Annotated in this window: 22 protein-coding genes and 1 pseudogene; 9 read left to right on the forward strand and 14 right to left on the reverse strand. The window is 70.3% G+C overall.

Annotated features, from left to right (window positions below):
* Positions 1–80 precede the first annotated feature (80 nt).
* The 3 genes from PV734_RS38975 to PV734_RS38985 form a co-directional block, all read right to left on the reverse strand.
* The gene (locus PV734_RS38975) at positions 81–869 is read right to left on the reverse strand and encodes a hypothetical protein (protein WP_319294145.1); all 789 of its coding nucleotides are present in this window, start codon (positions 867–869) and stop codon (positions 81–83) included.
* Between the two features lie 148 nt (positions 870–1,017).
* The gene (locus PV734_RS38980; RefSeq protein ID WP_319294147.1) at positions 1,018–1,443 is read right to left on the reverse strand and encodes a hypothetical protein; all 426 of its coding nucleotides are present in this window, start codon (positions 1,441–1,443) and stop codon (positions 1,018–1,020) included.
* An 80-nt stretch (positions 1,444–1,523) separates the two neighbouring features.
* Complete coding sequence (locus tag PV734_RS38985; protein WP_319294149.1) at positions 1,524–2,714, reverse strand: ROK family transcriptional regulator; 1,191 nt, start codon at positions 2,712–2,714, stop codon at positions 1,524–1,526.
* Positions 2,715–2,789: 75 nt separating this feature from the next.
* Between PV734_RS38985 and PV734_RS38990 the strand changes: the two genes are divergently transcribed.
* The 3 genes from PV734_RS38990 to PV734_RS39000 all read left to right on the forward strand — a co-directional run bounded on the left by PV734_RS38990 (position 2,790) and on the right by PV734_RS39000 (position 6,087).
* Positions 2,790–3,872, forward strand: a complete 1,083-nt coding sequence (locus PV734_RS38990) for a Gfo/Idh/MocA family oxidoreductase (RefSeq protein ID WP_319090687.1) — start codon at positions 2,790–2,792, stop codon at positions 3,870–3,872.
* The gene (locus PV734_RS38995) at positions 3,869–4,411 is read left to right on the forward strand and encodes a heme-degrading domain-containing protein (RefSeq protein ID WP_319090272.1); all 543 of its coding nucleotides are present in this window, start codon (positions 3,869–3,871) and stop codon (positions 4,409–4,411) included. Before PV734_RS38990 ends, PV734_RS38995 begins: the two co-directional genes overlap by 4 nt.
* Before the next feature lie 167 nt (positions 4,412–4,578).
* Positions 4,579–6,087 carry a condensation domain-containing protein gene (locus PV734_RS39000; RefSeq protein ID WP_319090273.1) on the forward strand — a complete coding sequence of 503 codons (1,509 nt, stop codon included), beginning with the start codon at positions 4,579–4,581 and terminating at the stop codon, positions 6,085–6,087.
* Here PV734_RS39000 and PV734_RS39005 read toward each other — a convergent pair.
* From PV734_RS39005 to PV734_RS39020, 4 genes are all read right to left on the reverse strand, one after another.
* Positions 6,074–6,931, reverse strand: a complete 858-nt coding sequence (locus tag PV734_RS39005) for a fumarylacetoacetate hydrolase family protein (RefSeq protein ID WP_319090274.1) — start codon at positions 6,929–6,931, stop codon at positions 6,074–6,076. The genes PV734_RS39000 and PV734_RS39005 overlap by 14 nt on opposite strands.
* A 138-nt stretch (positions 6,932–7,069) precedes the next feature.
* Positions 7,070–7,879 (reverse strand): YidC/Oxa1 family membrane protein insertase, encoded by an 810-nt coding sequence (locus PV734_RS39010; protein ID WP_319090275.1) that lies wholly within the window; start codon positions 7,877–7,879, stop codon positions 7,070–7,072.
* 133 nt (positions 7,880–8,012) lie between these two features.
* A complete protein-coding gene (locus PV734_RS39015) occupies positions 8,013–8,336 on the reverse strand; it encodes a DUF6412 domain-containing protein (RefSeq protein ID WP_044471562.1) in 324 nt (107 codons plus the stop codon).
* A 78-nt stretch (positions 8,337–8,414) separates the two neighbouring features.
* Positions 8,415–9,221 (reverse strand): class E sortase, encoded by an 807-nt coding sequence (locus PV734_RS39020; RefSeq protein ID WP_319090276.1) that lies wholly within the window; start codon positions 9,219–9,221, stop codon positions 8,415–8,417.
* A 218-nt stretch (positions 9,222–9,439) separates the two neighbouring features.
* On the opposite strand from PV734_RS39020, the gene PV734_RS39025 reads away from it, so the two are divergent.
* Both PV734_RS39025 and PV734_RS39030 read left to right on the forward strand, forming a co-directional pair.
* On the forward strand, positions 9,440–10,915 hold the full coding sequence (locus tag PV734_RS39025; protein WP_319090277.1) for a beta-1,6-galactanase: 1,476 nt from the start codon (positions 9,440–9,442) through the stop codon (positions 10,913–10,915).
* Positions 10,916–11,076: 161 nt separating this feature from the next.
* Positions 11,077–12,096 (forward strand): SEC-C domain-containing protein, encoded by a 1,020-nt coding sequence (locus PV734_RS39030; protein ID WP_319090278.1) that lies wholly within the window; start codon positions 11,077–11,079, stop codon positions 12,094–12,096.
* A gap of 252 nt (positions 12,097–12,348) precedes the next feature.
* Here the strand turns inward: PV734_RS39030 and PV734_RS39035 are convergent, their stop codons facing one another.
* Complete coding sequence (locus tag PV734_RS39035; RefSeq protein ID WP_319294151.1) at positions 12,349–14,028, reverse strand: methyltransferase; 1,680 nt, start codon at positions 14,026–14,028, stop codon at positions 12,349–12,351.
* A gap of 261 nt (positions 14,029–14,289) precedes the next feature.
* Positions 14,290–15,453 (reverse strand): 4-hydroxybenzoate 3-monooxygenase, encoded by a 1,164-nt coding sequence (locus PV734_RS39040; protein ID WP_319090688.1) that lies wholly within the window; start codon positions 15,451–15,453, stop codon positions 14,290–14,292.
* A gap of 219 nt (positions 15,454–15,672) precedes the next feature.
* Between PV734_RS39040 and PV734_RS39045 the strand changes: the two genes are divergently transcribed.
* Together PV734_RS39045 and PV734_RS39050 are read left to right on the forward strand one after the other, a co-directional pair.
* Positions 15,673–16,125 carry a hypothetical protein gene (locus PV734_RS39045; RefSeq protein ID WP_319090280.1) on the forward strand — a complete coding sequence of 151 codons (453 nt, stop codon included), beginning with the start codon at positions 15,673–15,675 and terminating at the stop codon, positions 16,123–16,125.
* Positions 16,126–16,211: 86 nt separating this feature from the next.
* A complete protein-coding gene (locus tag PV734_RS39050) occupies positions 16,212–17,030 on the forward strand; it encodes a hypothetical protein (protein WP_319294153.1) in 819 nt (272 codons plus the stop codon).
* A 23-nt stretch (positions 17,031–17,053) separates the two neighbouring features.
* On the opposite strand, the gene PV734_RS39055 is transcribed toward PV734_RS39050, so the two are convergent.
* Together PV734_RS39055 and PV734_RS39060 are read right to left on the reverse strand one after the other, a co-directional pair.
* Positions 17,054–18,208, reverse strand: a complete 1,155-nt coding sequence (locus PV734_RS39055; protein ID WP_319090283.1) for an ATP-binding protein — start codon at positions 18,206–18,208, stop codon at positions 17,054–17,056.
* Positions 18,209–18,506: 298 nt separating this feature from the next.
* The gene (locus PV734_RS39060) at positions 18,507–19,289 is read right to left on the reverse strand and encodes an SDR family oxidoreductase (protein ID WP_319090285.1); all 783 of its coding nucleotides are present in this window, start codon (positions 19,287–19,289) and stop codon (positions 18,507–18,509) included.
* A gap of 338 nt (positions 19,290–19,627) precedes the next feature.
* On the opposite strand from PV734_RS39060, the gene PV734_RS39065 reads away from it, so the two are divergent.
* Positions 19,628–20,767: an alpha/beta fold hydrolase gene (locus PV734_RS39065; protein ID WP_319090286.1), complete on the forward strand. Its 1,140-nt coding sequence runs from the start codon at positions 19,628–19,630 to the stop codon at positions 20,765–20,767.
* Positions 20,768–20,788: 21 nt separating this feature from the next.
* On the opposite strand, the gene PV734_RS39070 is transcribed toward PV734_RS39065, so the two are convergent.
* Positions 20,789–22,444 (reverse strand): serine hydrolase, encoded by a 1,656-nt coding sequence (locus PV734_RS39070; protein WP_319294155.1) that lies wholly within the window; start codon positions 22,442–22,444, stop codon positions 20,789–20,791.
* A gap of 199 nt (positions 22,445–22,643) precedes the next feature.
* On the opposite strand from PV734_RS39070, the gene PV734_RS39075 reads away from it, so the two are divergent.
* Positions 22,644–23,894 carry a serine hydrolase domain-containing protein gene (locus PV734_RS39075; RefSeq protein WP_319294156.1) on the forward strand — a complete coding sequence of 417 codons (1,251 nt, stop codon included), beginning with the start codon at positions 22,644–22,646 and terminating at the stop codon, positions 23,892–23,894.
* A gap of 71 nt (positions 23,895–23,965) precedes the next feature.
* Here the strand turns inward: PV734_RS39075 and PV734_RS39080 are convergent, their stop codons facing one another.
* Positions 23,966–24,493 carry a DUF6584 family protein gene (locus PV734_RS39080; RefSeq protein ID WP_319294158.1) on the reverse strand — a complete coding sequence of 176 codons (528 nt, stop codon included), beginning with the start codon at positions 24,491–24,493 and terminating at the stop codon, positions 23,966–23,968.
* Positions 24,494–24,621: 128 nt separating this feature from the next.
* A pseudogene (locus PV734_RS39085) lies at positions 24,622–24,855 on the reverse strand (NIPSNAP family protein); the annotation flags it as partial.
* Positions 24,856–24,950: the final 95 nt, after the last annotated feature.

A 24,950-nucleotide genomic window follows, 5' to 3' on the forward strand; every position in this document is an offset into this window, starting at 1 on the left:
TGCGCGCATTGCCGTACGCGCGTGCGAAGTGGCGCGTACGCCCAGCCTGTCACAGGCCGGATCTTGGGGGAATGGCCGGTTTAGTTACGTCCCACGCCTCGGACCCGGGCGAGCAGCATGAGTCCGGCGCCGCCCAGCACCAGGGTGAGCGAGATGCCCGAGAGGCGGAGGGCGGTGTCGCGTCGACCGGTGCCGGCGAGCTCACCGGCACCGGTCGGCAGTCCCGGTTCCCGTACGCCGGGGACGGGAACGGGCGTGGGCGGTAGCGGTACGGGGGCCGCCGACGCCGGGTCGGTGTCGGGGACGACGCGGAAGCGGTAGTCGTTGGACTCACCGACCCAGTCGCTGTCATTTTCGTGCCGCTGGACCACGGCCGCGTTGGCGACGACCTCGTTGGCCACCGCGTCGGCGCCGATCGCGAGCCGCACCCTCACGGAGACGCTCCGACCGGGACCGACGGTGAATCCGGCGAACCCGTCACCGTCGAACACCCCGATGGTCTCGTCGGCGTCGGTGGCCTCGAACCGTACGGGATAGGGGCGGGCGCGGTGTCCGTCGTAGAACTCCAGGCTCGGCTGAGCCGTCGTCAGGGCACGGCGCTCGTCGACGAGTACGAGGACGGGGTGGATGTCCGTGCAGGTGAGCGCGGTGTTGTTGATGAGGTCGAGGCGCCAGGTCTGGTATCCACCACCGGCTTCGTAGGTGGCGGGCCCGCCGTGGATGCGGGTCGTGAGGGGGAAGGCGTGGTCACCGGGGGCGGTGGCGCAGCCGGCCGCGTACGCCGGGTCGGTCAGGGCCGCGGGGACGGCGAGGAGGGCGGCGGCAGCGGTGAGGGGGAGGGTGACGGTCATGGTCGCGGTCGCGGTCACGCGGGTACACAGTCGCATGAACACATGACCATGCCGGGCCGGTGGGTCTGCGAGCGGCACCGCTCCGGGCGTTGCGGGGGCTACGCCCCGAACGGGCTCGCACATGCGCCCGATCGGCGGACGCGGCGATGCGGGTTCGGTCGCCGGTTCAGGTCTCTTCGTCGGCGTGGGTGAGGTGGCCGTCGGCGAGGCGCCAGTAGTGGAGGTGGGAGGTCTGGCGCCAGGTCTCCGGGGCGGTGAGTCCCTGGGTGATCCAGGCGTGGAGTTGCGGGAGGGCGGTTTCCTTCAGGGCGGCGCGGATGGCCGCGCGCTCGGCCGCGACGACCGGGTGGACGTCCACGGAGAAGCCGACGTAGTCCGGGTGGACACCTCGGCCGTAGTTGGGGGACTCGGGGGCGAGCCAGCGGGCTCCGAGCACGACCGTCCCGCTGCCGGATCCGGTGAGGAAGCGCAACTCCCTTATTTCGGCGGCGAGTTCACCGAGGGACTCGTTGACGTCGGTGGTGGTCAGCGACCAGGCCCGGTGCGGGGGAAGCCTGCGGCGTGGGCGTCTGCGCCGGTTGCGTGCGGTCATGGGCGAAGGATCGCAGGGCGGGGGCGGCTGGTCCCACGGAGTTTTCGCGCGGGAGGCGAGTGGGGCCGGCCGGGCTCCCGCTATCCCTCCGCGCGTCCGAACAGCGGCGCGAGGAGCAGTTGGGCGGCGCCCTCGGCGACTGTGCGCGCCCCTCCGGGGGCGACCCGTACGGGCACCGGCCGGTCGGCGCCCTCTCGCCGGGCGCGTTCGGCGAGGACGGTGGCGACTCCTCGTACGAAGCGCTCCGGGTCGGCGGCGATGGTACGGCCGCCCAGCAGGACCCGGTCGATGTCCAGCAGCCCCACGAGGTTCGCGGCGCCGACGCCGAGCACCCGGGCCGCCTCGTCCAGGTCGCCGCGAGCCACCGCGGCGAGGCACAGCGCCTCGACGCAGCCACGGTCGCCGCAGCCACAGGGGGGCCCGTCCAGCTGGACGACCTGATGCCCGAACTCGCCCGCCCCGGTCCTGGTCCCCCGGTGCAGCGTCCCGCCGATCACCAGGCCGGCCCCCAGCCCCGTACCTAGGTGAAGGTAGGCGAAGGACCCGCCCTCGCCTCCGAGCGCCAGCCCGAACGCGGCGGCGTTGGTGTCCTTGTCGACGGCCACCGGCACCCCGAGCCGCCGGGCCAGCGCATCCCGCAACGGAAACCCGTCCCACTCGGGAAACCCGGTGACCCGGTGCAGGACACCCCTGACGTGATCGAGGGGACCGGGGAGGGCGACCCCGACCCCGAGAACGCCGACGCCCCCTACACCCGCCTCACCGGAACCTCCAGCGTCCCGCTCCCACTCAGGCGCAGGCCCAGCCCCCCCGCCGAGCAGCGCCTCCACCACCCCCGCCGTGCCCTCGACCACCGCCTGCGATCCAGCGCCGAGGTCCAGCGGGGCCCGGCGTTCCGCCACCACGGACCCCATGAGGTCGACCAGGACCGCTCGCACCTCGTCGCGGTCCAGGTGGACGCCCACCGCGTGGCCCGTCTCCGGGACCAGGCGCAGGAGCGTGCGGGGCTTGCCGCCCGTCGAGGCGCGGTGGCCTGCCTGGGCCGCGAGGCCCTCCGTGCGCAGCCGGGCGGTGATCTTGCTGACCGCCTGGGGGGTCAGGCCGGTCCGCTCGGCCAGTTCGAGGCGGCTGATGCCCTCCGCGCCGGCCGTGCGCAGGAGGTCGAGGACGAGCGCGGCGTTGTGGCTGCGCAGGGCCAACAGGTTCACCCCGGGAACCGGGGCGCCGGTGGTCGTCGCGGCGATGGCGTTCGTCCTGTTCACCTGAGTCATTGTCCCCGCTGCTTGCACTTTGGCAACAGCGTTGCGAAAGTGGACGGCATGACTGGTACGACTGGTACGACTGGAATGACCGGCACGTCCGGTGCCCCCCTCCGCCTCGGCCTGGTCGGCTACGGCCTCGCGGGGTCCGTCTTCCACGCCCCGCTGATCGCCGTCACCGAGGGCCTCGTCCTCGACACCGTCGTCACGGCGAACCCCCAGCGGCAGGCGCAGGCCCGCACCGAACACCCGGCCGTACGGGTCGCCGCCACCCCGGACGAGCTGTTCGCCCGCGCCGACGAGCTGGACCTGATCGTCATCGCGTCCCCGAACAAGACGCACGTCCCGCTCGCGACCGCCGCTCTCAAGGCCGACCTGCCGGTCGTGGTCGACAAGCCGATCGCGGGCACGGCGGCCGAGGCGCGTGACCTCGCCACCCTCGCCGACCAGCGGGGACTGCTCCTCTCCGTCTTCCAGAACCGCCGCTGGGACCACGACTTCCGCACCCTGCGCAAGCTGCTCGCGGAGGGCGAACTGGGGGATGTGTACCGGTTCGAGTCACGGTTCGAGCGGTGGCGCCCGCAGACCAAGGGCGGCTGGCGCGAGTCCGGCGACCCGGCGGAGTTCGGCGGACTGCTGTACGACCTGGGCAGTCACGTCGTCGACCAGGCACTGGTCCTCTTCGGCCCCGTCGACTCCGTGTACGCGGAGACGGACATCCGCCGCCAGGGCGCCGAGACCGACGACGACACGTTCATCGCGCTCACCCACACGAGCGGTGTCCGCACCCACCTCCACGTCTCCGCCACCACCGCCCAACTCGGCCCGCGCTTCCGCGTGCTGGGCTCACGTGCCGGGTACGTGAAGTACGGCCTCGACCCGCAGGAGGACGCCCTGAAGGCGGGTGGGCGGCCGGGGGACGCCGGCTGGGGGCTCGAGCCCGAGAGCATGTGGGGACGGGTCGGGTCCGGGGAGTCCCCGCTCACGGGTGGTGGGCGGCCTGAGCCGACACTGCCCGGGGCCTACGAGAAGTACTACTCTGCGATCGCCGCTGCCCTGCGCGACGGCGGCCCCAACCCGGTGACCGCGCAGGAGGCGGCAGCCGCGCTCGACGTACTGGAAGCGGCTCGGCGTTCCGCGAACGAGAAGGTGACGGTGACCCTGCGATGACCAGCCAGAAGACCGGCCAGCACCTCGGCCACAAGGCGACCGGACAGCCTTCGCTCGGGCCGCGCATCGCGCCCGAACTGACCCCGAGCCTCGACGAACTCGAAGCACAGCAACGGCACCTGGTGTTCCGCCAGTTCACTCACGAGGACGCGTGGGCGCTGGGTTCGCTGCTGGTGGAGCTGGCGCGGGAGCGGCAGGCGCCGGTGGCCGTCGACATCCACCGGGCCGGCCAGCAGCTCTTCCACGCCGCGCTGCCCGGCTCGACCCCCGACAACGACGCCTGGATCGACCGCAAGCGCCGGGTGGTGGAGCGTTACGGCGCCTCCTCCTACCTGGTGGGCGCCCGGTTCCGCGCCAAGGGCACGACGTTCGAGGACGACTCACGCCTCGACCCCGACACCTACGCGGCCCACGGCGGCTCCTTCCCGATCACGGTCGAGGGCGTCGGGGTGATCGGGTCGGTGACGGTGTCGGGGCTGCCCCAGCTCCAGGACCACCGGATGGTCGTGGAGGCGCTGGAGATCTTCCTCAAGGTGTGAGGGGACGGCGATACGGGGACGAAGGGGACTTAAGCAGACGTAAGCAGGGGCAGGGAGACGCCCTGAGGGCGGTGGCGTTTCCTCCGGACGCATCCGGTCGTTGGTCTGCACGTGTCATCGGGCGGGATCCAGGAGCCCGGTGACACGCATGCGAACGGAGAAGTCCCGTGCGATTGACCGATATCCACCGTTGCGAGATCCGGCCCGGACGGCTCGTGACCTGGACCCTGCATCCGACGGCCGTCGAAGGCGTGGCCCAACTGCCGGATGACGCCCGTCCACCCGCGTATGTGCAGGAAGCCCATGTCCGAACCGCGCGAACGGTGCGCGAGGACGGCCTGTTCGTACCGACCTGGCTCGGCACGGCCTTCGACATCCCCGGGCGGGTCGATCTCGACGTCCTCCAGGAGGCGTTGCGCGCCTGGACGCTGCGGCACGAGACGCTGCGCAGCGGTTTCCGGTGGGCGGACGGCCCATCCGGGTCCCCCGACGACGAACTGCGGCGCTTCACCCTCGCGCCCGACGCCGTCGTCCTGCACCGTGAGGACGTCGGCGACTTCCGGGACGGGGCGACGCTGTCGCGCTATCTGCAGGATCGGTTCGACATCGCGGCGGATGCGCTGACCTGGCCGAACTTCATCTACAGCGCGGTCGTCAGGGACGACGCCACCAGCGTCTACATCGCGTTCGACCACACCAACGTCGACTCGTACTCGATCTTCCGCATCGCCCACGAGATTCACCAGCTCTACACGGCCGGCCTCGACGGCAGGACCGTGGACACGACGCCGGTCGCCAGTTACGTCGACTTCTGCGCGAGCGAGCGTACGCACGCCGACGGGATCGACGAGACGCACTCGATCGTCGCCGAGTGGCGGAAGTTCATCGCCCGGTGCGACGGCAAGCTGCCCAACTTCCCCGTCGACCTCGGCCTCGACCCCGAAGGGCCGCTGCCCACGCAGAAGTTGATGCAGGAGTGGCTCACGGACGACGCGGACGCGGCGGCGTTCGAGGCGTACTGCCGTCCGTACGGCGGCAGCATGGTCGGCATCCTCGCGGCCACCGCCCTCATCGTGCGCGAGATCAGCGGCCAGCAGGTGTACCGCACCGTCGTGCCGTTCCACACACGGGCCAGGTCGGAGTGGTCGGACTCGGTCGGCTGGTACGTGGGTGGGGCGCCGCTGGAGATCCCGGTGGGCGAGGTCTCCGACTTCGACGGCGCGCTCGACCTGGTCCGCACCGCGCTGCGGGCCAAGCGGCCCCTGTCGAGGATGCCCATCGCCCGGGTGCTCAAGCTGCTGGGCTCCGACTTCCGGCCCACCTCACCGGACCTGTACTCGATCGTCTCGTTCGTCGACACCCGGGACATCGCGGGTTCGGAGCGCTGGGACGAGCTGAAGGCGTACGGCCTGATCCGGGTGTCGTACGGCGACCAGGTGTGCGCCTGGATCACCCGCCTCCACGAGGGCCTCCAGTTCGCCTCCCGCTACCCGGACACGGACGTGGCGCGGAAGAACATGAACCTGTACGTGGCACGGCTACGGGAGTTGATCGAGTCGGTGGCGCGGGAGGCGCCCCGGAGGGGCGCTGACAGGGGCGCGGGGAACTGCGCGACCAGCCCCCACCGGCCCGCGGCCAAATCCCCCGCCCCCAGCGGAGCGCTCACGCGTCCTTGAACGACTGACGCTGCCGCCCGAGCCCGTCGATCTCCAGCTCGACCACATCCCCCGCCCGAAGGAACGGCTTGGGCTCGGGCGCGCCCATGGCGACCCCCGCCGGTGTACCCGTGTTGATGACGTCACCCGGGTACAGGGTCATGAACTGGCTTACGTAGCGCACGACTTCGGCGACCCCGAAGATCTGCTCCGCCGTCGAACCGTTCTGCTTCGGCTCGCCGTTCACCCACAGCCGCAGCCCGAGCGCCTGTGGGTCCGGCACCTCGTCCGCGGTCACCAGCCAGGGCCCGAGTGGGTTGAACGTCTCGCAGTTCTTCCCCTTGTCCCAGGTGCCGCCCCGCTCCAGCTGGAACTCGCGCTCGGACACGTCGTGCGAGATCGCGTACCCGGCGACATGCGCGAGCGCTTCCTCGTGCGAGCCGAGGTAGCGGGCCGTACGTCCGATGACAACCGCGAGTTCCACCTCCCAGTCGGTCTTCGTCGACTCGCGCGGGACGAGCACCGTGTCGAACGGCCCGACGACCGTGTCCGCCGCCTTGAAGAAGATCACCGGCTCGGCCGGCGGCTCGGCGCCGGTCTCGCGGGCGTGGTCGTGGTAGTTGAGCCCGATGCACACGATCTTGCCGACGCCGGTCAGCGGCGGCCCGATCCGCAGCCCGGTCGCGTCCAGTTCGGGCAGCTCACCGGCGTCGGCGGCGGCCCGGATCCGGTCGAGCGCCGCCTCGTCGGCGAGCAGCGCTCCGTCGATGTCCGGGACGACCCCCGACAGGTCCCGCAGGGTTCCCTCGGCATCGAGCAGCGCGGGCCGCTCCGACCCCGCCGTACCGACTCGCAGCAGCTTCATGGTCGCTCTCTTCCTGGGTGGTGCCCTCGGTCACGTCCTCGGCCGTCACGAGCATCACGCGCCTCACGTACTTCACGCGTCATTCATCGGAGGACTGGTCGATCGTCCAAGCTGGCCGTCCGGTCCGCAAGACCCGGTTCACCCAGTGGACTGGGCGCGGGCGGTGGACGACGTCTCGGACGGTCCGTCCGCCTGCGCGTCGGCCTGCGGTGCGAGCTGCCAGCGGTAGAGGACCGCCCGCTCGACCGCGCTCCAGGTGGTGCTGGTCACCATGTAGAGCGCGGCGGCCAGGGGCATCACGGCCACGGAGAAGAGCGTGAGGAAGGACATGAAGGGCGCGAACTTCGCGGCGGACGCGAGCCCGGGCACCGCCTCGCCCCCGCCGGTGTTCACCGACATCGGGTTGGCCGCCATCACCAGCTTCATGCGGCGGTAGTTGAAGGTGGCCACGGCGGCGACGAGCACGAACAGCCCGAGGTAGACGAGTCCGGCGGCCCCGAGGATCCCGTCCCCGCCGAGCGCGTCGGCCCAGCGGTCGCCGAGCGGCGCCGCGAACAGCGTGTGGGTGAGGAGCCCGTTGGTCCGGCCGCCGATCTCCCGGTTGGAGAAGAGGTGGTAGAGCAGGAAGAACGCGGGGAGCTGGAACAGGCTCGGGAAGCATCCCGACAGCGGCGAGACCTTCTCCTCGGCATGCAGTGCCATGACGGCCTGCTGGAGCTTCTTCGGGTCCTTCGCGTGCCGTTTCCGCAGCTCGGCGACCTTGGGCTGCAGCGCGGCACGCGCCTTCTGGCCACGCGCCGCCGCACGGGAGAGGGGGTGCACGAGGAGTCGTACGAACGCCGTGAACAGGATGATCGCGACGGCCGCCGAGGAGTCGTGGAAGAGGGGCTGGAGCAGATCGGCGAGACGGCCGACCAGGTCCGCGAACGCGGACAGGAACGTGGACATGGGTGAGTGAGCCCTCCGAGGGTCTCGTCGTACCGGAGATTCCGTGGATTCCGTGGATGCGGAGATCCGTGCAGCTCGGTATGACGACCCGCGCGGGGATGTCAGCTGTCGGTGGTGCGCTCGACGCTGCGCCCTACGCGGTGGTCGTCCGGAGGGCGAGTCCGGGGGCGCGGGGGCGGGTGCGGCCACGGGCGTCGGGGTCCCGTTGTGGCAGGAAGGCCGTACGGCGGGCGCGGTCGCGGATGGCCGTACGGACCCGGGTGGGCGGCGCGGCGGGGGCGCAGCGGGAGACGATGAGCGAGCAGGCGGCGAACGCGGACCCGGCCGCGGCGGTCGCCGCGAGGGCGACGGCGGCGGAGAGAGTGCCCGCGTCGAGCAGCGCGACCTCGATGAGGAGGAGGAACAGCGCGGCGGCGGTACGCGGGTTCACCCGCACCGGACTCCAGCTCCGGATCATGCCCACGCCCCCCTCTCCCATCTTTCTTTCTTTCGTTCGTTATACAGGATGCCCGATTCAGCGTGCCCGGCTCTCGGCTCAGCGAGGTCGTACCGACGTGAGTGTGCCCCAGACGACCAGACGGTAACGGGACGTGTACTCCGGGGTGCAGGTGGTGAGGGTGAGGTAGTGGCCGGGGGCGCGGTAGCCGTAGGCCGGCCTGACGGTGGAGCGGGGGACGGTCCTGATCACGCCGTCGTCGTGGGCGGAGGTCTGCGGAAGTGTCCGGTCGACGGTGTACGAGTACACCGCGTCGGCCGTCTCGACCCGCACGGCGTCCCCGCGCCGCAGCCGGTTGATGTACCGGAAGGGTTCGCCGTGGGTGTTGCGGTGCCCGGCGAGGGCGAAGTTCCCGGCCTGGCCCGGCTGTTGGGTGCCGGGGTAGTGGCCGACGTACCCCTTGTTGAGGACGTCCGGCTTGCTGACGCCCTCGGCGACGGGGACGCGCAGACCGAGCCGGGGGATGCTGAGGACGGCGTACGCCTGCGACCAACTCGGTTTGGAGGAACGGGAGTTGGTGACTCCGGCCCCGTCCTGACCGGCGGCGCCGGATGCCCCGGCCCGGTTGTCGGAGCCGGATCCGGAGCCTGAGCCCGAGCCGCTTTCCGGGCTTGCCTGACTCCCGCCCGGGCCGCCGGGGTTCCCCCACTCCTTCTCCAGGGCGCGCACCTCGCGCCGGGCGCCCTGCTCGGCCTGGCGGTTGGTCCACCACAGCTGGTGGACGACGAGAAGGGCGAGGACCGTGCCGAGGGTGACGAGGAGTTCGCCGCAGGTCCACACCGCGCGGCGGCGAAGGGCACGTCGACGGAGTGTCCGGTGCCGTATCACAGGAGCCCGAGCCCGCATGCGTACGCCTCCTTCGCCGCCCGCTCACGGGGACGCCGGGCCGCACGATAGGGCAGACCTCGCGAAGTATCCAGGCCGGTCCGTCCCCTCCCTCCCTGTGGGCCCCCTTTGTCCAATGGTTTTAGAAAGCGCTGTCACAACTCTCGACAACCCCACCCACCGCACCTGATGCTTCCCCTGGCATCAACGGGGCAGGTCATTTTCCGGACGGAGAAGCCATGATCCGACGCAGATCTCTGCTGGCCGCGGCAGGGGGCACTGTCCTCGGCAGCGCCCTGGCGACCGGCACCGCGCGGGCCGACGCGACCATCACGGTCAACCCGGCCACGAAGTACGGGACTTGGGAAGGCTGGGGCACTTCGCTCGCCTGGTGGGCGAATGTGTTCGGCGCCCGGGACGACTTCGCGGACCTCTTCTTCACCACCAAGTCGGTGACGTACAACGGGACCTCGCTGCCCGGTCTCGGCCTGAACATCGCCCGCTACAACCTCGGCGCGTCCAGCTGGAACAGCGTGGGCGGCACGACCATGGTGGCGTCGGCGAACATCCCGGCGTTCAAGCAGATCGAGGGCTACTGGCAGGACTGGAACAACGAGGACCCCACGTCCTCGGCCTGGAACTGGTCGGCCGACGCGAAGCAGCGGGCGGCGCTGACGAAGGCGGTGGCGCGCGGAGCGACCACCGAGCTGTTCGCCAACTCTCCGATGTGGTGGATGTGTTCGAACCACAACCCGTCGGGCGCCTCGGGCGGCGGCAACAACCTCCAGACCTGGAACTACCGCCAGCACGCCTCGCACCTGGCCGCCGTCGCCCTGTACGCCAAGAACAACTGGGGCGTGAACTTCGCGACGGTGGACCCGTTCAACGAGCCCTCGGCGAACTGGTGGACGGCCACCGGTACGCAGGAGGGCTGCCACATGGACTCGTCGGTCCAGGCAGCCGTACTCCCGTACATGCGAAGCGAGTTGGACAAGCGAGGCCTGACGGGGATCCGGATCTCGGCCTCGGACGAGACGAACTACGACGTGGCCCGCTCGACCTGGGCGGCCTTCGGTTCGTCCACGAAGGCCCTGGTCAACCAGGTCAACGTGCACGGCTACCAGGGCTCGGGAGGCCGCCGCGACCTCCTCTACACGGACGTGGTGACGACGTCCGGCAAGAAGCTGTGGAACTCGGAGACGGGCGACAAGGACGGGACCGGCCGGACCCTGGCGTCGAACCTCCTCCTGGACTTCCGCTGGCTGCACCCCACGGCCTGGGTGTACTGGCAGGTCATGGACCCGACGGCGGGGTGGGCGATGGTCGCCTACGACGAGAACACGCTCCAGCCGACGACGGTCCAGACGAAGCACTACGTGATGGCCCAGTTCAGCCGTCACATCCGCCCCGGCATGACGATCCTCGACACGGGCGTCGACTACGCGGTGGCGGCGTACGACGCGAGCGCGAAGCGCCTGGTGATCGTCGCCCTGAACACGTCCTCCTCGGCCCAGACCCTGACCTTCAACCTCGGCAACTTCACCACGGTGACGGGCGGTTCGGGTGGTGTGGTCCCCCGCTGGAACACGGTGACGGGCGGCGGCGGTGACCTCTACACGGCCCGCTCGGACAGGTTCCTGAGCGGCAAGACGGTGGCGGTGCCGTTCGCGGCGGGCGCGGTGCAGACGTTGCAGGTGGACGGGGTGACCATCTGAGCCGCTGAGGAGTGCCCCGGGCGTCACCGGGGAGTCACTGGGGAGTCACCGGGAGGGGAGGAGCCGCCGGGACGGGTCGCCTTCCCTCCCTCCTGACTCCCGGGTGACCACTCTCATGGACGCCCCTCTTCTTTGACGGGCGTCGGCAGTACGGTGATCCCATGCGCCCCGACACGCCTCAGGAAAACGTCGACCACGTCGCCGAAGCGGCCCGCCTGGAACGGACCGCCGGCCTCTACCCCGAGGACGCCGAACACCTGCTCGTGCAGGCCTCGGCCCATCTGGAACTGGCCGGTGACCGCCCCGCCGCGACAGCCCTGTACGACCGTCTGCTCCAGTCCCCGATCACCCTGGAGAGCCCCCATCTCGTACGGGCCCTCAAGGCGTCGAACCTGTGGGAGTACGGCCACGAGGCCGAGGCCCGGGCGATCATCGACGGCGTCCGCGCCGAGGCCCCGCGCGACCCGGCCCCCTGGGTGATCATCGCGGAGTCCCTGGAGTCCCACGACGAGCTGGAGTCGGCCCAGGAGACGTTCACGGAGGCGGCCCGCCTCCTGATCTCGGACGCGCAGGAACCCCCGTACTCGACCCATCCCCTTCTCTACGGCCGCCACCGCGTACGCCGGATGCTGGGCGTGGCCCACGACGACTGGGACCGGCTCGCGGACACGCTCCACTCGTCGTCGGTGTCGCTGGACGAGCTCCACGACCCCAAGCGGGTCTGGTCCCTGGGCTCGGACAACCCGGCCGAACTGCAGGCGGAGATCTCGCGTCTGCGGGCCGAGTTGGGCGCGTTCAGGGAGGCGCTGTCCCGCCCGTTCCCGGTGGCGGTACTGCACTGGCCGGCGGATGAACTGGCCGAGCTGGTCGCCGCGTATCCGGGCCTGGCGGACGAGTACCCCTCCCACGAGGAGCACCTCGCGACGATAGAGGCGTCCCTGCGCGAGCTGGCGGCGTCCGGCACGGCGAACCTCGGGATCGTGACCGGGACGGTGCCCTCCTACGAGGCGTTCGCGGCGTCTGAGCAGGCCTCCCCCGGGGAATCGGCGTTGCTGCCGCAGTACGCGACCACTCTGGCGGCCCGGGGACTGGCCGTGGTGTGGCCTCCGCAGCGGGGCGCCGCGTGCTGGTGCGGGTCGGGGTCGGCTTACGAGGGGTGCCACGGGCGGGTCGCGGTGTAGTCGCGGGTAAGGGGTGCGGGCGGGGAGCCCTGCGGGCGGCAGGCGGCAGGCGGCAGGCGGCAGGCGGCGCGGCAACGGCGACTCACGGTGCTGCGACCGCCTGAGGCTATGGCGGTCGCAGCACCGTGAGTCGCATGGTGACCCGTTACGGCAGGACCGCCGGGCCCTGCCAGGCAGCCGCCGCCCTCACCACCATCGCTGCCCTCACCGCGCTCCGGATGCGGGCGTGGTGTGACTTGGTGACGACAGGGTTCACCGGGCGGTCCTACGGACGTGCAGCACGCTGCCGTCCAGGGGCAGCGGGGCCAGGCCCACCAGGGTGAGGCCCGCTTCGGCGAACAGCTGGGCGTAGTGGTCGGCGCGCCTTTCCCGGCCACCGACGTTGCACATCATGTGCAGGTCCCAGGCCGTGGCCAGCGAGGCCGAGCCGTCGGCGGGCAGAACACGTTCGACGACGAGCAGATCGGCGTCGTCGGACATGGCACGGGCGCAGTGGCGCAGGATCTCGCGGCAGCGGTCGTCGTCCCAGTCGTGCAGGACGCGCGACAGGACGTAGACGTCGCCGCCCGCGGGTACGTCCGCGAAGTCGCCCACGGAGAAGGTGCACCGGGCCGTGTGGCCGGCCGCACCGAGGAGCCGGCGGGCGGTCTCGACGGTGTGCGGGCGCTCCAGCAGAAGGCCGCGCAGTCGGGGGTGCGCGGAGAGGATCCGGCCGAGCAACTCCCCGTTGCCGCCCGCGATGTCGACCACGGTGGCCCCTTCGGGCGCCCCGGTGAGCACGGGGTGGGTGGGCAGCGGGTCGAACATCCGGGAACCGGCGGCCATCGACTGGTCGAAGAGTTCGGCGAGTTCGGGATCGCGGGCGAAGTGGTCGAAGTGGTTCTCGCCGAAACGCTGCTCGAAGGCGACCTGCCCGGTGCGCACGGTGTGCCCGAGCCCGGCGAAGGACTCGTAGAACGGTCCCCCGTACATCAGCGCCAGCGACCGCATCGACCCTTCGGCGTCCGCGCGCAGCAGAGCGCCGGTGTCCGTGAGCCGGAAGCCGTCGCGGTCCTCGCTCACCACGCCGAGCATGGTGAGATAGCGCAGCAGGGTGGCCAGGTTCGGCGCGAAGGCACCGACGTCCCGCGCCAGTTCCGCCAGGCCGACGCCCCGCTCCTCGTCCATCGCGTCGGCCACCTCCAGCCGCGCGAACGCGGCCAGGGCCTGTGTCGTCCACGCCCCGGTGAGCATCCGCAGCAGGGTCTCGGCGGGCCGGCGCCCACGGTGCTCGTCGAGGTGGGCGTCGAGGAGGTCACGGTGGTCGCCGGGGACGTACAGCTCCACGCGGCGGTAGTCGGCCTTGGCCTCGGCGGGCGCGGTGAAGTAGAACACCGTGCCGTCCTCGTGCGGGTTGTAGCCACCGCCGTCCGGGGTGGCTCCGTACCGCGCGAAGGCCGCGCACAGGCCGCGCAGCACCAACGGGTCCGGTGCCTCGACCTCGAAGGCGACATGAGCCTCGTGCTGTCGCTCCCGCTCGTGCGCGGCGACCGTTTCGAGGTCCGAGCCGGGCGGCACGGTCAGCGCGAACAGCTCGACCATGCGCCGTACCCCGTCCGCGCACTCCACCGCTGGGCGCAGCACGCCGATGTCGAGCTCCTCCACACCCCGCTTGTGCCGTACGGCGAGGCGCTCGCGCACGACGACGCTCGGGCGCGGCGGCGCGTCCGCGACGAGCCCGCAGTCGGCGAGCGTGGCGTCCAACGCCGCCTGGTCGGACGGGAAGACGAGCAGCGCCGCGTGCGAGAACGCGCAGTGCTCCACCAGACTCCGCAACTCAGGGCCGTCGAGCCCTGGAAGCACCAGCCGGAGCAGCGTGGCGGTGTCCTGTTCCTTGACGAAGTCGACCGTCTCGCGCAGGCGGGACGTGTCGCCCGCCAATGCCGTGATCATTACGGGGGGATCCTCATTCCGGGGTTCGGACGCACGCGTACGGATGTACGCATGGGGAGACGGGGAGATACGCATGTGGATGTACGCCGGTGTCGTGCGCCGGTGGATTCGCGCCGGCGTGTGCGCCCCGATGGACGTGCGTATACGCGTGCACGCATCGCACATGTATGCGGGTGCGGAGCTTGTGTGTGGGTGTGGGGAGGCGGAGCTCGTGTGTGTGGGAGGGGGCGTCGGAGCTTGTGGGTGCCGGGCCGGCCCCGGCTAGACGCCGACGTAGTGCTCGGCGAACCAGTCCTGGTGGCTGCGCGAGGTGCGCAGCGAGGTGAGACGGGAGCGGCGCAGGGAGTTGTGGAACAGCGACTCGCCGTCCGCGCCGGACGGGCCGTGCAGCAGCCCGATCATCCAGTGGGAGAACTCCTGTGCACGCCAGATGTGCGTCAGACAGCGCGCCGAGTAGGCGTCGAGGCCCTCGGGGTTCCCGGCGGTGAGGTCGTCGATCAGGGCGCGGGCCAGGAACGACGCTTCCAGGACCGCGAGGTTGGCGCCCTTCGCGGCGGACGGGCTGATCAGACCGGCGGCGTCGCCCGCGAGGAACAGCGCGCCGTGGCGCAGCGGTTCGAGCACATCGGACTCCAGGTCCACGACGGTCCGCTGCACCACGTGCCCACGGCGCAGCGGACCGTACTCCCGCGCCCGCATCCGCAGCTCCAGCTCGTCCCAGATCCGGTCCTCGGACCAGTCGTCGGCCCGGGTGCCGCGTTCACACTGCAGGTAGTAGCGGGTGACCTCGCTGGTGCGGGCCATGTGCCCGGCGAACCCGCGCTCGTGGACCGCGTAGCCGACGGCGTCCAGACTGGGCGGCGCCTCGGCGAGCAGACCGAGCCAGGTGACGCCGTGATCGCGGTGGTGGCGGACCGTGCCGGCCGGCAGTGCACGCCGGGCCGCGCCGTGCCGCCCGTCGCAGCCGGCCACATACCGCGCCCGCCACAGGCCGGGCCGCCCGTCGGCCTCACGCACGGCCACCTCGGGCCGCTCGCTGTCGGCGCCGCGTACGTCCATGGCCTCGGTGCCGAACCGGATCTGTCCGCCGCGTTCCAGGAAACGCGCCAACAGATCGGTCACCAGCTCCTGTTGGGGGTAGACGGTGTGCTGTTCCCCCTGTCCGAGCCCGCTGTAGTCCAGCCGGAACCGGCCGTCCTCGGTACGGAACTCACAGCTGCTGTGGAGCTGCCCGCGCCGGCGCAGCCCCTCGGCGAGGCCGTGCCGCTCCAGGATCCGCACGGTACTGGCGGCCAGGAACCCGGCACGTGCCCGCGTCTCCACGTGCGCGCGCTCGGCCCGTTCCAGGACGACACAGTCGATCCCCTGGTCCACCAGGAGGTTGCCGAGCACCAGGCCGGCGGGTCCGGCCCCGAGGACGATCACACCGGTCACGTGGTCGACCGGTCGCCGCCGGCCCTTCCCGTCTGTCACGGAACAAGATACTAAATAGCCTAAAATCTTTGATCGCACAGAATCACCCGAATGCGCGTCTCGAACGGTAACTCGAACGTAGAGGCGTCGCCCAGTTCCAGTGGGCCGTAGCCGCACGGGAAACGGGAAAAGCGGATGCCGGTTCCAGGCCCGCGTTGGCATGCTCTCGGCATGTCGACCGATATCAGCGGAATGATCGAATGCCGGCCGGGGGCCCGGCTGTGGGGCCCCGACGACGAGGACTCCGTGTGGGAACCCGCCATCGATCTCTTCCTGCTCAACGGGGGCAACGCCTACGACGGCCTGGCCTGTCTCTTCGGAGTCCGGAACACCTTCGGCTTCCGTCCCCTGGCGGAAGACCGTGGTTTCCCGGATGACGCCTCGGAAGGGCTTCGGGACGTGTTCACCGCGTTCGGCGGCCCCGACGATGTGTACGGGACCAGCTGGCTGACCTGGGCCGAGCTGGAAACCGTGGACTGGCACGAGACCGACGCCTCTGGCAGACGCAGCCGCGCCTCGGCTGCGGGGACCGACACCGACTGGGGCCGGGTCTGGAGCGTCATGCGCATCCTCGGCGAAGTCCACGAATCCGAGAACGTACGCCTCGTCGTCTGGTTCCACTGACTCACGGTGACTCACGGCTGAGCGCCGACCTCCGGACCCGGCAGGCGCCTGAGCAACACCCGGGTCCGCGCTCATATCCTGAGCCGATGCACGAGACCTCCGCCGCTCCGACGAACGCCCGCTGGCCGCTCGCCGCAGCCGCGGAGACCGACTGGCTTCGTGAACTGGCCGCCGACGACGGCCTCACCGGTTTCATGCCGCCACCGCTGCCCGACGCGGCCTGGGTGCTCCACGCCATGTACGAACACGAACTCGGGCCCTTCGACATGTCGTACGACGAGTACAGGCGTGCCTTCCTGAACCGGAACGCCACCAGCCCGGAGATCATCCCGGGTCTCGACCCCGCGGACGTGTTCACCGACATCCCGAACACCTTCACCAAGCGGACGGGCGAGCACCCCGGACCACGCTATCGCCGTCTGCGCTGGGCGGAACTCTCCCTGCGGACCGGAGACCCGGTGGCCCCCGAGGGGGTCCCGCCCTGCCACAGGTCCTTCCCCTCGCTCCGCGAGTCGGGCGGTTGGCCGGTCGGCATCGCAACGCCCTCCGAGGGCAGCCTGGACCGTGCCGACTGGAACCGACTGGTCGAGATCCTCACCGAACACAGCCCTCAGGGCCCGGACACCCGCTGCCTCGCCTACTACACCCCGCTGGGGCAAGGAGCCGAGGACTTCGACAACCTCCACGTCCGGGCCGGCCGGCTCACGGACGCCAAGGCCTTGTACGACCACCCCGAGGAACAGTTCTGGACCCCGTCCAACCTCTGGGCCCACGACCGGTCCTGGGTCCTGTGTACGGACTACGACTTGTGGGCCACCAAGGTCGCCGGCCCGGCGCCGCTCGTCGAGGCCCTCCTCAACGACTCGGAGATCGAGGCCGTACGACTGCGCTTTTGTTCCCAGTGACCGGCGCGGGCGGTCTGCTTCGCTCAGTACCGGCGGGTGCCCTGGATTCGACCGACGAGGGCCGAGGCCTGTTCCGGGTGCTCTTCCAGCCACGTACCGAAGTGTTCCTGGACTGCTTGTCCCACGCAGGTCCGTACCTGTGGGTTGCCCAACACGCCGCGGGTGGAGCCCTCGAATTCGGGATGGTCCAGCTTCACCGACACGACGGCTGTCAGACCCTCGCCGATCCGATCGGTGTCAAGCCCGGGGTCCGTTTCTGTCAGCAACCGCTCACGCGCGTACGCATCGACCGCCGCCACCACCCCGTCGCGGAAACCCAGTTCGTGCGTGCCTCCGACAGTGGGCCGGCTGTTGGCGAAGCTACGGATCCGCTCCTCATGAGAGCCGCACCAACGCAGGGCCACCTCCACCGTTCCCGCCATCCGCGGGTCCTCAAGCTCGAAGGCGACGGTCTCCGTGAGAACGGGCGCCGCTGTCCCGGTGTCGAGGAAGGCGACGAAGTCCCGGGCACCGCCCGGGAACCGGAACCGGGCCGACCGGGACTCGCCCGGCCGCCGGTCGATAAGCGAGATGTCCAACGCCCGGTTCAGAAAGGCCAGTTCCCTGAAGCGCGCCGCCAGAGCGTCGAACGAGAATTCGCCGGTCTCGAAGATGTCGGTGTCGGGCCAGAAGGCGATGGTTGTCCCGCTGCCGGTTGCTGTCCCCGCCTCACTGAGCTCGGTGACGGCCACGCCGCGCGCGTACTCCTGGACCCAGCGGACGCCCTCGCGCCGCACCTCGGCCGTCATCCGGCGCGACAGGGCGTTGACGACGAAGGGCCCCACACCGAAGGGGCCGAGCGCCACGTCATGGCGGCCGCTGGGTCCTGTTGCTGCTTGTATCTGGGTCAGCAGGGCCTCGAGTCCGGGACCACCAGTGCCTCCCGCCTCGTCGATTGGCGTTTCTGGCCCGTCATCGGTGACACGCACGCCGCCGTCGGGCGTGAGAGTGACCTCGACAGAGTCGGCACGGCCTGCCAGCAACTCGTTCACCGCCCGGTCGGCGACCTCGAACACCATGTTGAGCAGCCCGCGCTCACCCAACGAGCCGATGTACATGCCGGGCCGCTTCCGGATGGCCTTCCACCCCTCCAGTAGCTGGATGTGGCTGGCGTCGTACTCGGTGATTTCCTCACTCACGATGTCCCCTCCCACTGGTGCCCCGCAGAACACCCCCAGCGTAGGCGAGTTCATGGAAAACACCAGGTCAGAGGCTCTTTGCCGAGAGGCTGGGCGGGTGACTGAGCGCCTACCCGGAGGCGGCCGACCCAGGGTTCGCGAACTGTGCCCAGAGCCCCGCCCGGGGGTCGCCGGGGCCGCGTACGCCCCCATCCTCATCGGCCGCGAAGTCCCCGGTTTCTCTGCGCGTTCGGGGCCGACCTGCCCTGCTGCCGCAGAGGCCCCTTACCCCGGCCGGCGCCTTCGACACTGTAGACGCCTACGGTCTCATCGCGTCCGAGACGGACTTGACTCCGCCGTGCGCGGTGAGGCCTCCGTCCACGGGGATCTCCGTTCCGGTGATGAAGGAGGACGCGTCGGAGAGGAGGAAGACGACGAGGGGTGCGATGTCGTCGACGGTGCCGCTGCGGCCGAGCGGCGTCTCGCGGAACATCGCCTCCCGGAACGCCGGGGTGGCGGCCGCGGTCATCTCCGTCTCGATGTAGCCCGGGTGCACCGTGTTGACCCGGATACCTCGCGGCCCCAACTCCGTTGCCGCGATCTTCGACACCCCGCGCAGGGCCCACTTACTGGCCGTGTACGCCACCGGGTAGTACGCGGTGAGCGCCGCGGAGGATCCGACGTTCACGATCGACGAGCCCGGCGGCATCAGGGGCGTGAGGTGCTGGATGCCGAGCAGTGGCCCGGTGGTGTTCACCGACTGCACGTAGGCGAAGTCCTCCGGGCGGACCGTGCCGAGCCGGTCCCGCTGGATGACGCCTGCGTTGTTGACCAGCCCGTGGACGTGCCCGTACGTCTCACGGAGTTCGGCGGCCAGAGCCGCCCAGTCGGCCTCCTCGGAGACGTCCAGCTTCCGGCAGCCCTCAACTCCGTCCGGGCGTACGTCTGTTGCGACCACCGTGGCTCCGGCTCGGGCCAACGCCCGTGCCTCGGCGGCACCTTGGCCTCGGGCGGCGCCGGTTATCACGACGACCTTGCCGGTGAGGGAGTGGAGCTGGTCGGAGATGCGGGGCGACTGGTCGCTCCGGGGTGTGCTCGTCATGGCGGACAAGGTAGCCGCCGGGGGTAAACGCGGCGGCTCTGCCTCACACGTCCTCCGTACGGATGCGATATCCCCGGTGCGGGTGCAAAGTGAGAGAAAGCGTGCAGAACCTTCCCGGACACGTTCCTGGAGACCTCCCTGGAGACCTTCCTGGAACCGAGCGTCCCGTCTGTGAACAGCGGCAGCAGTAGACCCGTTCACCGGCCACGCGTATGCCTGTGCGTACGCATACCTGTACGCGTACGCGCACCCACCTTCAGTGGGAACCGAGCGACGAGCGCTCCCATCACGGTTACCGCCCACCTGACCCGTTGCCCGAGCCAACGGAAGGATCCCTCATGTCTGTCAAGCTGACCGACCACTGGGTCAAGCACAAGTCGACCTTGGACGCCAACAAGGACGAACTGGTCGAGCTCTTCGTACGCGAACGCGACGGCTCCTCCGGTCCCCCCGCGAACCGCAAGGTCGTCCTCATGCTGCACGGCAGAAGCGTGCCGGCGCTGGCCGGCTACGACCTCCAGCACACCACGTACAGCTGGGCCCAGGCGCTCGCCCAGGACGGGTACGACGTCTTCATGATGGACCTCCAGGGCTCGGGCCGGTCGCCCCGCCCCCGGATGGAGGACCCGTGCAACGTCAATCCCAAGCAGCAGGTCGATATCTCCCCCCCGCTTGCGTACCCGCCCGCGCGCACCGCGACCTACCCCTACGTACTGAGCAACTCCCAGACCGACCAGGACGAGTTGGGCACGGTGGTCGACTACATCCGGAGCCTGCGCAACGTCTACAAGGTCGCGTTCATCGGCTGGTCGGCGGCCGCGTTCGCGATGGGACCGTACGCGATCAAGAATCCGGGGAAGGTGGAGAGCCTGTTCCTGCTCGCGCCGATCTTCCCGCCCGCCGGTCTCGCCGTCCCTCCGCCACTGCCGGCGCCCGGCTTCCCCACCCACGTCTTCACTTACGCCGGCTTCGACAAGGCCTGGGCCAAAGAGGTGCCGGTGACCTGTACGAGCCAGCGTGAACCCGGCATCCTCGACTTCGTGTGGGAAGCCCTCATGGAAAACGACCCGATCGGCCGCACCTGGGGCAAGCTGCAGCCGAACGGCAAGCCGGCGGGAGCCAACCGGTACCGGAACTTCGTGTCGGGGGGCTGGAACAAGGACACCGCGGGCCAGGGCGGCGTCCTGGGCGGAAGTGTGCCCGTGCTGATCATTCACGGCGAGAACGACACGACCGCCAACACAACACCGCCCATCCCCGGTTCCCCGCTCGACTTCCACGTCCCCGCGCTCTATGACGCCATCACGGGGGCTCACAAGATCCTGGTCACGGCGAAGTGCGCCGGCCACTCGATGCCCTGGGAGGGGCAGCACATCCACCTGCACGAGCTGTCGAAGCACTGGCTCAAGCAACTCAAGGTCAACGGCAAGACCCAGGGCCGCTTCGACATGGCGGTGAACGGTGCCATCACCCCATAGCCATACACCCTCGGTCGCCGGCTATCGCCGGGTGAAGGTGCCGAGGCCGCTCGTGTCGAGGTTCTCGACCCGGACCTTGCCGGCGCGTCCGTCGGCCCCGACGGTGAAGGTCACTCCGGACAGGCCGACGGCGTTCTCGCCCGTGGTGGCATAGCTGAAGGTGTCGCCGTCGTAGTGCCGCAGGGCGAACTTCTGCTTCTTCGGGCCCAGTTGCATCACGAGGCCGTCGCCCTTGGCGCTCACGCTCATCGGCCCGTAGAAGTCGTTGGCGTACGTTCCGGTGTAGGCCCCGTTGTCCCGGGCGGATGCGGGCCGGCCCGGAGGCTTGCTGTAGTCGGTCTCCGAACGTTCGCCCGCAGCCGCCTGCTTGATGATCGGGCCGAGGAACGTCAGCCAGTCGACAGTGGGCCCGCCCGTCTCCGCGGTGTCGAGGAACGTGGTGGCGATCGCCTCCGGTACGCCGATGGGCTCGCCGTTGGTGAGGACGACGATGCCGAGGTTCTCCAAGGGCAGCAGCGTCACGTTGGTGGCCGCACCCATCGCGAAGGCCCCGGAGTGGCCCAGCTTGAGCCTGCCCTCGTCGTCGTAACCGACGTTCCAGCCAAGCCCGTAGAACCCGGTCCTGCCCGCCGGCGTGTGCGGCGGGCCGGAGACGATGTGCGGCAGGCGGGTCTGGTCCAGGGCGTCGCCGTCGATGACCTGCCGCCCCTCGAACTCCCCGTTGCCGAGCTGTAGTCGCAGCCACTTCGTCATGTCCCGGACCGTGGAGCTGGCCCCGCCCGCCGGGCTCTGCGCGTCCGCGTCCCGTACGAACTCGGCCCGCCAGGTGCCGCCCTGCTTCACATGGGTGACGGCCTTGTTCGCGGCCTTCTCGTAGTCGGCGAAGGAGGAGCTGGTGGAGTCCATGCCGAGCGGCCGGTACAGCTTGTCGGCGGACAGCTTCTCCCAGCTGGTGCCCGCCGCCCGCGCGACGGCCTCCGCGGCTTCGGTCGGCCCGAAGTTGGTGTACGCGTAGCTGGCCCGGAACGGATCCAGCGGTTCGTACCGCAGATGTTCCAGGATGTACGAGCGGTCGTAGCCGAGATCCTCCAGGATGTCCCCGGAGTGGTCGGGCAGCCCGCTGCGGTGCGAGAACAGGTCGGCCAGCGTGACGTGACCGGTGACCCAGGGATCCTTGAGAGCGAAGCCGGGACTGTACTTGACGACCGGGTCGTCCCACCCGACGGTCTTCTCCCCCACCGCCGCGGCGACCACCGTCGACGCGACCGGCTTGGAGACCGAGGCGAGCTGGAAGACTGTGTCGGGTCCGACCCGGCCCTCCGAGCCGGCCTTTCGCTCACCGAAGCCCTTCAGATACAGCACCTTGTCGTCATGGACCACACCGACGGCGACCCCCGGCACACCGGTCCTGCGCATGACGTCCCGTACGACGCCGTCGAGCCGTTCCACCGCGGCGTCGACCTGGGCCCGCGTGAGCCTCGGCGGCGGCTGGGCCGGCGGGGCGGTGGGCAGCGGCGACGTACGCGCGGCTGCCTTACGGACGGTGGCGGAGGCATCGGCACCCGTATCGGCGCCCGTACCCGTACCGGTACAGCCGCCGCAGGTCAGGGCGGCGATCAAGCCCAGTGCGGCAGCGGAGCGAAGGCGCCGGACGGGCGCCTGATCAAGGCTGGACATGCTTCCCAGTGAAGGCCCTGCCCCGGCGCCTGTCGCATCGACGAGCCATTCGGAGCACCCACCCGCCGCCTCACGATCCCGTGCGAGTGCCGAACGAGTGGACTCGCCGGTACGCGATCACAAGGGTCCCTTCGCGACGAGTCGCCGATGGTGATGTTGCCGTCCGAGCCCGAACCCGTGATCGGAAGAGGCACCCCAGATGCGACGTACCCCCCACCGCCGGATGCTCGCCGCGACGCTGTTCGCCGCGTGCGCCGCCCTGTTCCCGACGGCAGCGACCCCGGCTGCGGCAGTCCAGCCCACGAGGGTCGACGGCCACGACGAGGGCCACTACCAACAAGACCAACAAGACCGGCACAACCGGCGCCATCCGGACGACTGCCCGCAGGGCGGTCTCGGCCGCGAGGTGACCGCCCGCCTGGACAAGGCGATCGAGGACGTCCGCCGACAGGCCGACATCCCCGGTGTCGTCGTCGGCCTGTGGATGCCCGGCAAGGGAAGCTACGTCCGCGCGACCGGCGTCGCCGACACCGCCACCCGCCGGCCGATGACCGCCGACTCCTTCGTACGGATCGGCAGCGAGACCAAGACCTTCACGGTCACCGCGCTGCTCGAACTCGTCGACGACCACCGGATCCGGCTGGACGACCCCATCTCCCGCTACGTCCACGGCGTACCGAACGGTCACCGGATCACCCTGCGCCACCTGGCCGAGATGCGCAGCGGCCTGTTTCCCTACAGCGCCGATCCCGACTTCGTCCACGACCTGCTGAGCGACCCGCAGCGCTCCTTCACCCCTCGGGAAGTCCTCGCGTACGGCTTCCGGCACAAGAACACCTTCGCGCCCGGGACGCAGTTCCAGTACTCCAACTCCAACCTCATCCTCCTCGGCCTGGTCATCGAGAAGGTCAGCGGTCAGCGGCTCGCCGACTTCATCGACGGGCGGGTGCTGCGGCCGTCCCGCCTGGACCACACCCTCCTCCCCCAGGGCGCCGAGTTCCCCGAGCCGCATCCGCGCGGCTACACGAACCAGACGCTGAGCGGGGTGGTCGCCGACGCCACGGACTGGAACCCCAGCTGGGCCTGGGCGGCCGGGTCGATGATCTCCAACCTGCACGACCTGCGCCGCTGGGCCCCCATCGTCGCCACCGGGACTCTGCTCACCCCCCAGACCCAGGCCGAACGCCTCAAGACCCTGCCAACCAGCCACCCCGGCCTCAGCTACGGCCTAGGCATCTTCAACGCCAACGGCTGGATCGGCCACAACGGCTCCATCCCGGGCTACGAGACGGTGACGGTCTATCTGCCGTCGAAGAAGGCCACCCTGGTCATCATGATCAACACGGACATCACGAGCGGGGGGCAGGAGCCGTCCACGCTGCTGGCTCGGGCGGTTACGGGGGTTGTTACGCCGGGGAATGTGTATGACGGGGCGGTGGCGGCGCGGTAGGGGGTGGCCGGGTGGCCCGGCGACCCGGCGGCCCGGTGAGGTGTGCCCCTCACCGGGCCCTGTGACCTGACTCAGTCGAAGAGGGCGACGACTCCGTTCACCCAGATCGCAAGAAACGCAAGGGCTCCCACCAGGCAGCCGACCCCCGCCAGCACACCGCTCACCGACCACGGTCCGGAGGGCTCCTCGGACTCCTTCCCCAGGCCGTCCCGGCTGAAGGCCGAGTCGTCCCAGCCGACGGGATACCCCAACTCCTCCGCGCAGACACTCCGCACCGCGACAAGCTGCCTCTCCGCGAAGGCGGTGGCAGCCATCGCCTCGGGGCCGCGCCAGGCGAGGGCCTTCATCCGCCACCCGTTGGCGGCGTACCGTGCCTCGAAGGCGGCCGTCTCGTCAGCATCACGGTCCTCTTCGAGGTACATCCAGCGTCCGGCCTCGGCGGCGTCGTCGTAGAGCCGGTACACCTCGGCCAGACGCCGACGGAGCGTCAGATCACTCGGGAACGACGAGACGAGGCCGCGCAAACGCTGCCGCGCGACGGGAACCCGGCCGGCGGCCAGGTCCGCATCGACTCGGGCAAGGGTCTCTCTCAGAGGCATGAACGCATGATCGGGCACCGCATTGACCTACGTCGACCGACTTTCTTGCCCAGCCCCCCTCGCTCGCTCTGAACGGCATCGGTCGAACCGACTCACCGAGACGAGAGGGCGGCACTGCGGGACAGCCCTCACGCAACGCCGTCGAGCGGCCTGAGAAACCGCCGTTCATACCGCTTGATGCAACGCGTACGCCGAGCCAACTCGAACGCCTCCTGACACTCCGGATCAGACATGCTGTCGGTGCGGTACTGCTCGTACGCCGCGAAACTGGGAAACGAGAAGAGGGCGTAGGCGATGTCACTGTCGCCCTCACTGGGCAGGAAGTATCCGTGGTGCGCCCCACCGAACCGGTTGACGACAGGGCCCCGGCGTTTGCCCGGATCGCCCCGGCCTGGGCCGGTTGATCATGCTGGCGGGCCCCGGAAGCAGATGAACACGGCACCTGTGGATCATGGAG

It is taken from the genome of Streptomyces sp. AK08-02 (genome assembly GCF_033795085.1).
Taxonomy (GTDB): domain Bacteria; phylum Actinomycetota; class Actinomycetes; order Streptomycetales; family Streptomycetaceae; genus Streptomyces; species Streptomyces echiniscabiei.

Bases quoted from the DNA above. Each gene is read 5' to 3' on its own strand.
- PV734_RS39080 (WP_319294158.1), bottom strand. From the start codon at position 24,493: ATGCCTCTGAGAGAGACCCTTGCCCGAGTCGATGCGGACCTGGCCGCC.
- PV734_RS38980 (WP_319294147.1), bottom strand. From the start codon at position 1,443: ATGACCGCACGCAACCGGCGCAGACGCCCACGCCGCAGGCTTCCCCCG.
- PV734_RS39050 (WP_319294153.1), top strand. From the start codon at position 16,212: ATGCACGAGACCTCCGCCGCTCCGACGAACGCCCGCTGGCCGCTCGCC.
- PV734_RS39075 (WP_319294156.1), top strand. From the start codon at position 22,644: ATGCGACGTACCCCCCACCGCCGGATGCTCGCCGCGACGCTGTTCGCC.
- PV734_RS39015 (WP_044471562.1), bottom strand. From the start codon at position 8,336: ATGATCCGGAGCTGGAGTCCGGTGCGGGTGAACCCGCGTACCGCCGCC.
- PV734_RS39030 (WP_319090278.1), top strand. From the start codon at position 11,077: ATGCGCCCCGACACGCCTCAGGAAAACGTCGACCACGTCGCCGAAGCG.
- PV734_RS39020 (WP_319090276.1), bottom strand. From the start codon at position 9,221: ATGCGGGCTCGGGCTCCTGTGATACGGCACCGGACACTCCGTCGACGT.
- PV734_RS39035 (WP_319294151.1), bottom strand. From the start codon at position 14,028: ATGATCACGGCATTGGCGGGCGACACGTCCCGCCTGCGCGAGACGGTC.
- PV734_RS39065 (WP_319090286.1), top strand. From the start codon at position 19,628: ATGTCTGTCAAGCTGACCGACCACTGGGTCAAGCACAAGTCGACCTTG.
- PV734_RS39045 (WP_319090280.1), top strand. From the start codon at position 15,673: ATGTCGACCGATATCAGCGGAATGATCGAATGCCGGCCGGGGGCCCGG.
- PV734_RS39070 (WP_319294155.1), bottom strand. From the start codon at position 22,444: ATGTCCAGCCTTGATCAGGCGCCCGTCCGGCGCCTTCGCTCCGCTGCC.
- PV734_RS39005 (WP_319090274.1), bottom strand. From the start codon at position 6,931: ATGAAGCTGCTGCGAGTCGGTACGGCGGGGTCGGAGCGGCCCGCGCTG.
- PV734_RS39025 (WP_319090277.1), top strand. From the start codon at position 9,440: ATGATCCGACGCAGATCTCTGCTGGCCGCGGCAGGGGGCACTGTCCTC.
- PV734_RS39060 (WP_319090285.1), bottom strand. From the start codon at position 19,289: ATGACGAGCACACCCCGGAGCGACCAGTCGCCCCGCATCTCCGACCAG.
- PV734_RS39010 (WP_319090275.1), bottom strand. From the start codon at position 7,879: ATGTCCACGTTCCTGTCCGCGTTCGCGGACCTGGTCGGCCGTCTCGCC.
- PV734_RS38995 (WP_319090272.1), top strand. From the start codon at position 3,869: ATGACCAGCCAGAAGACCGGCCAGCACCTCGGCCACAAGGCGACCGGA.
- PV734_RS38990 (WP_319090687.1), top strand. From the start codon at position 2,790: ATGACCGGCACGTCCGGTGCCCCCCTCCGCCTCGGCCTGGTCGGCTAC.
- PV734_RS38985 (WP_319294149.1), bottom strand. From the start codon at position 2,714: ATGACTCAGGTGAACAGGACGAACGCCATCGCCGCGACGACCACCGGC.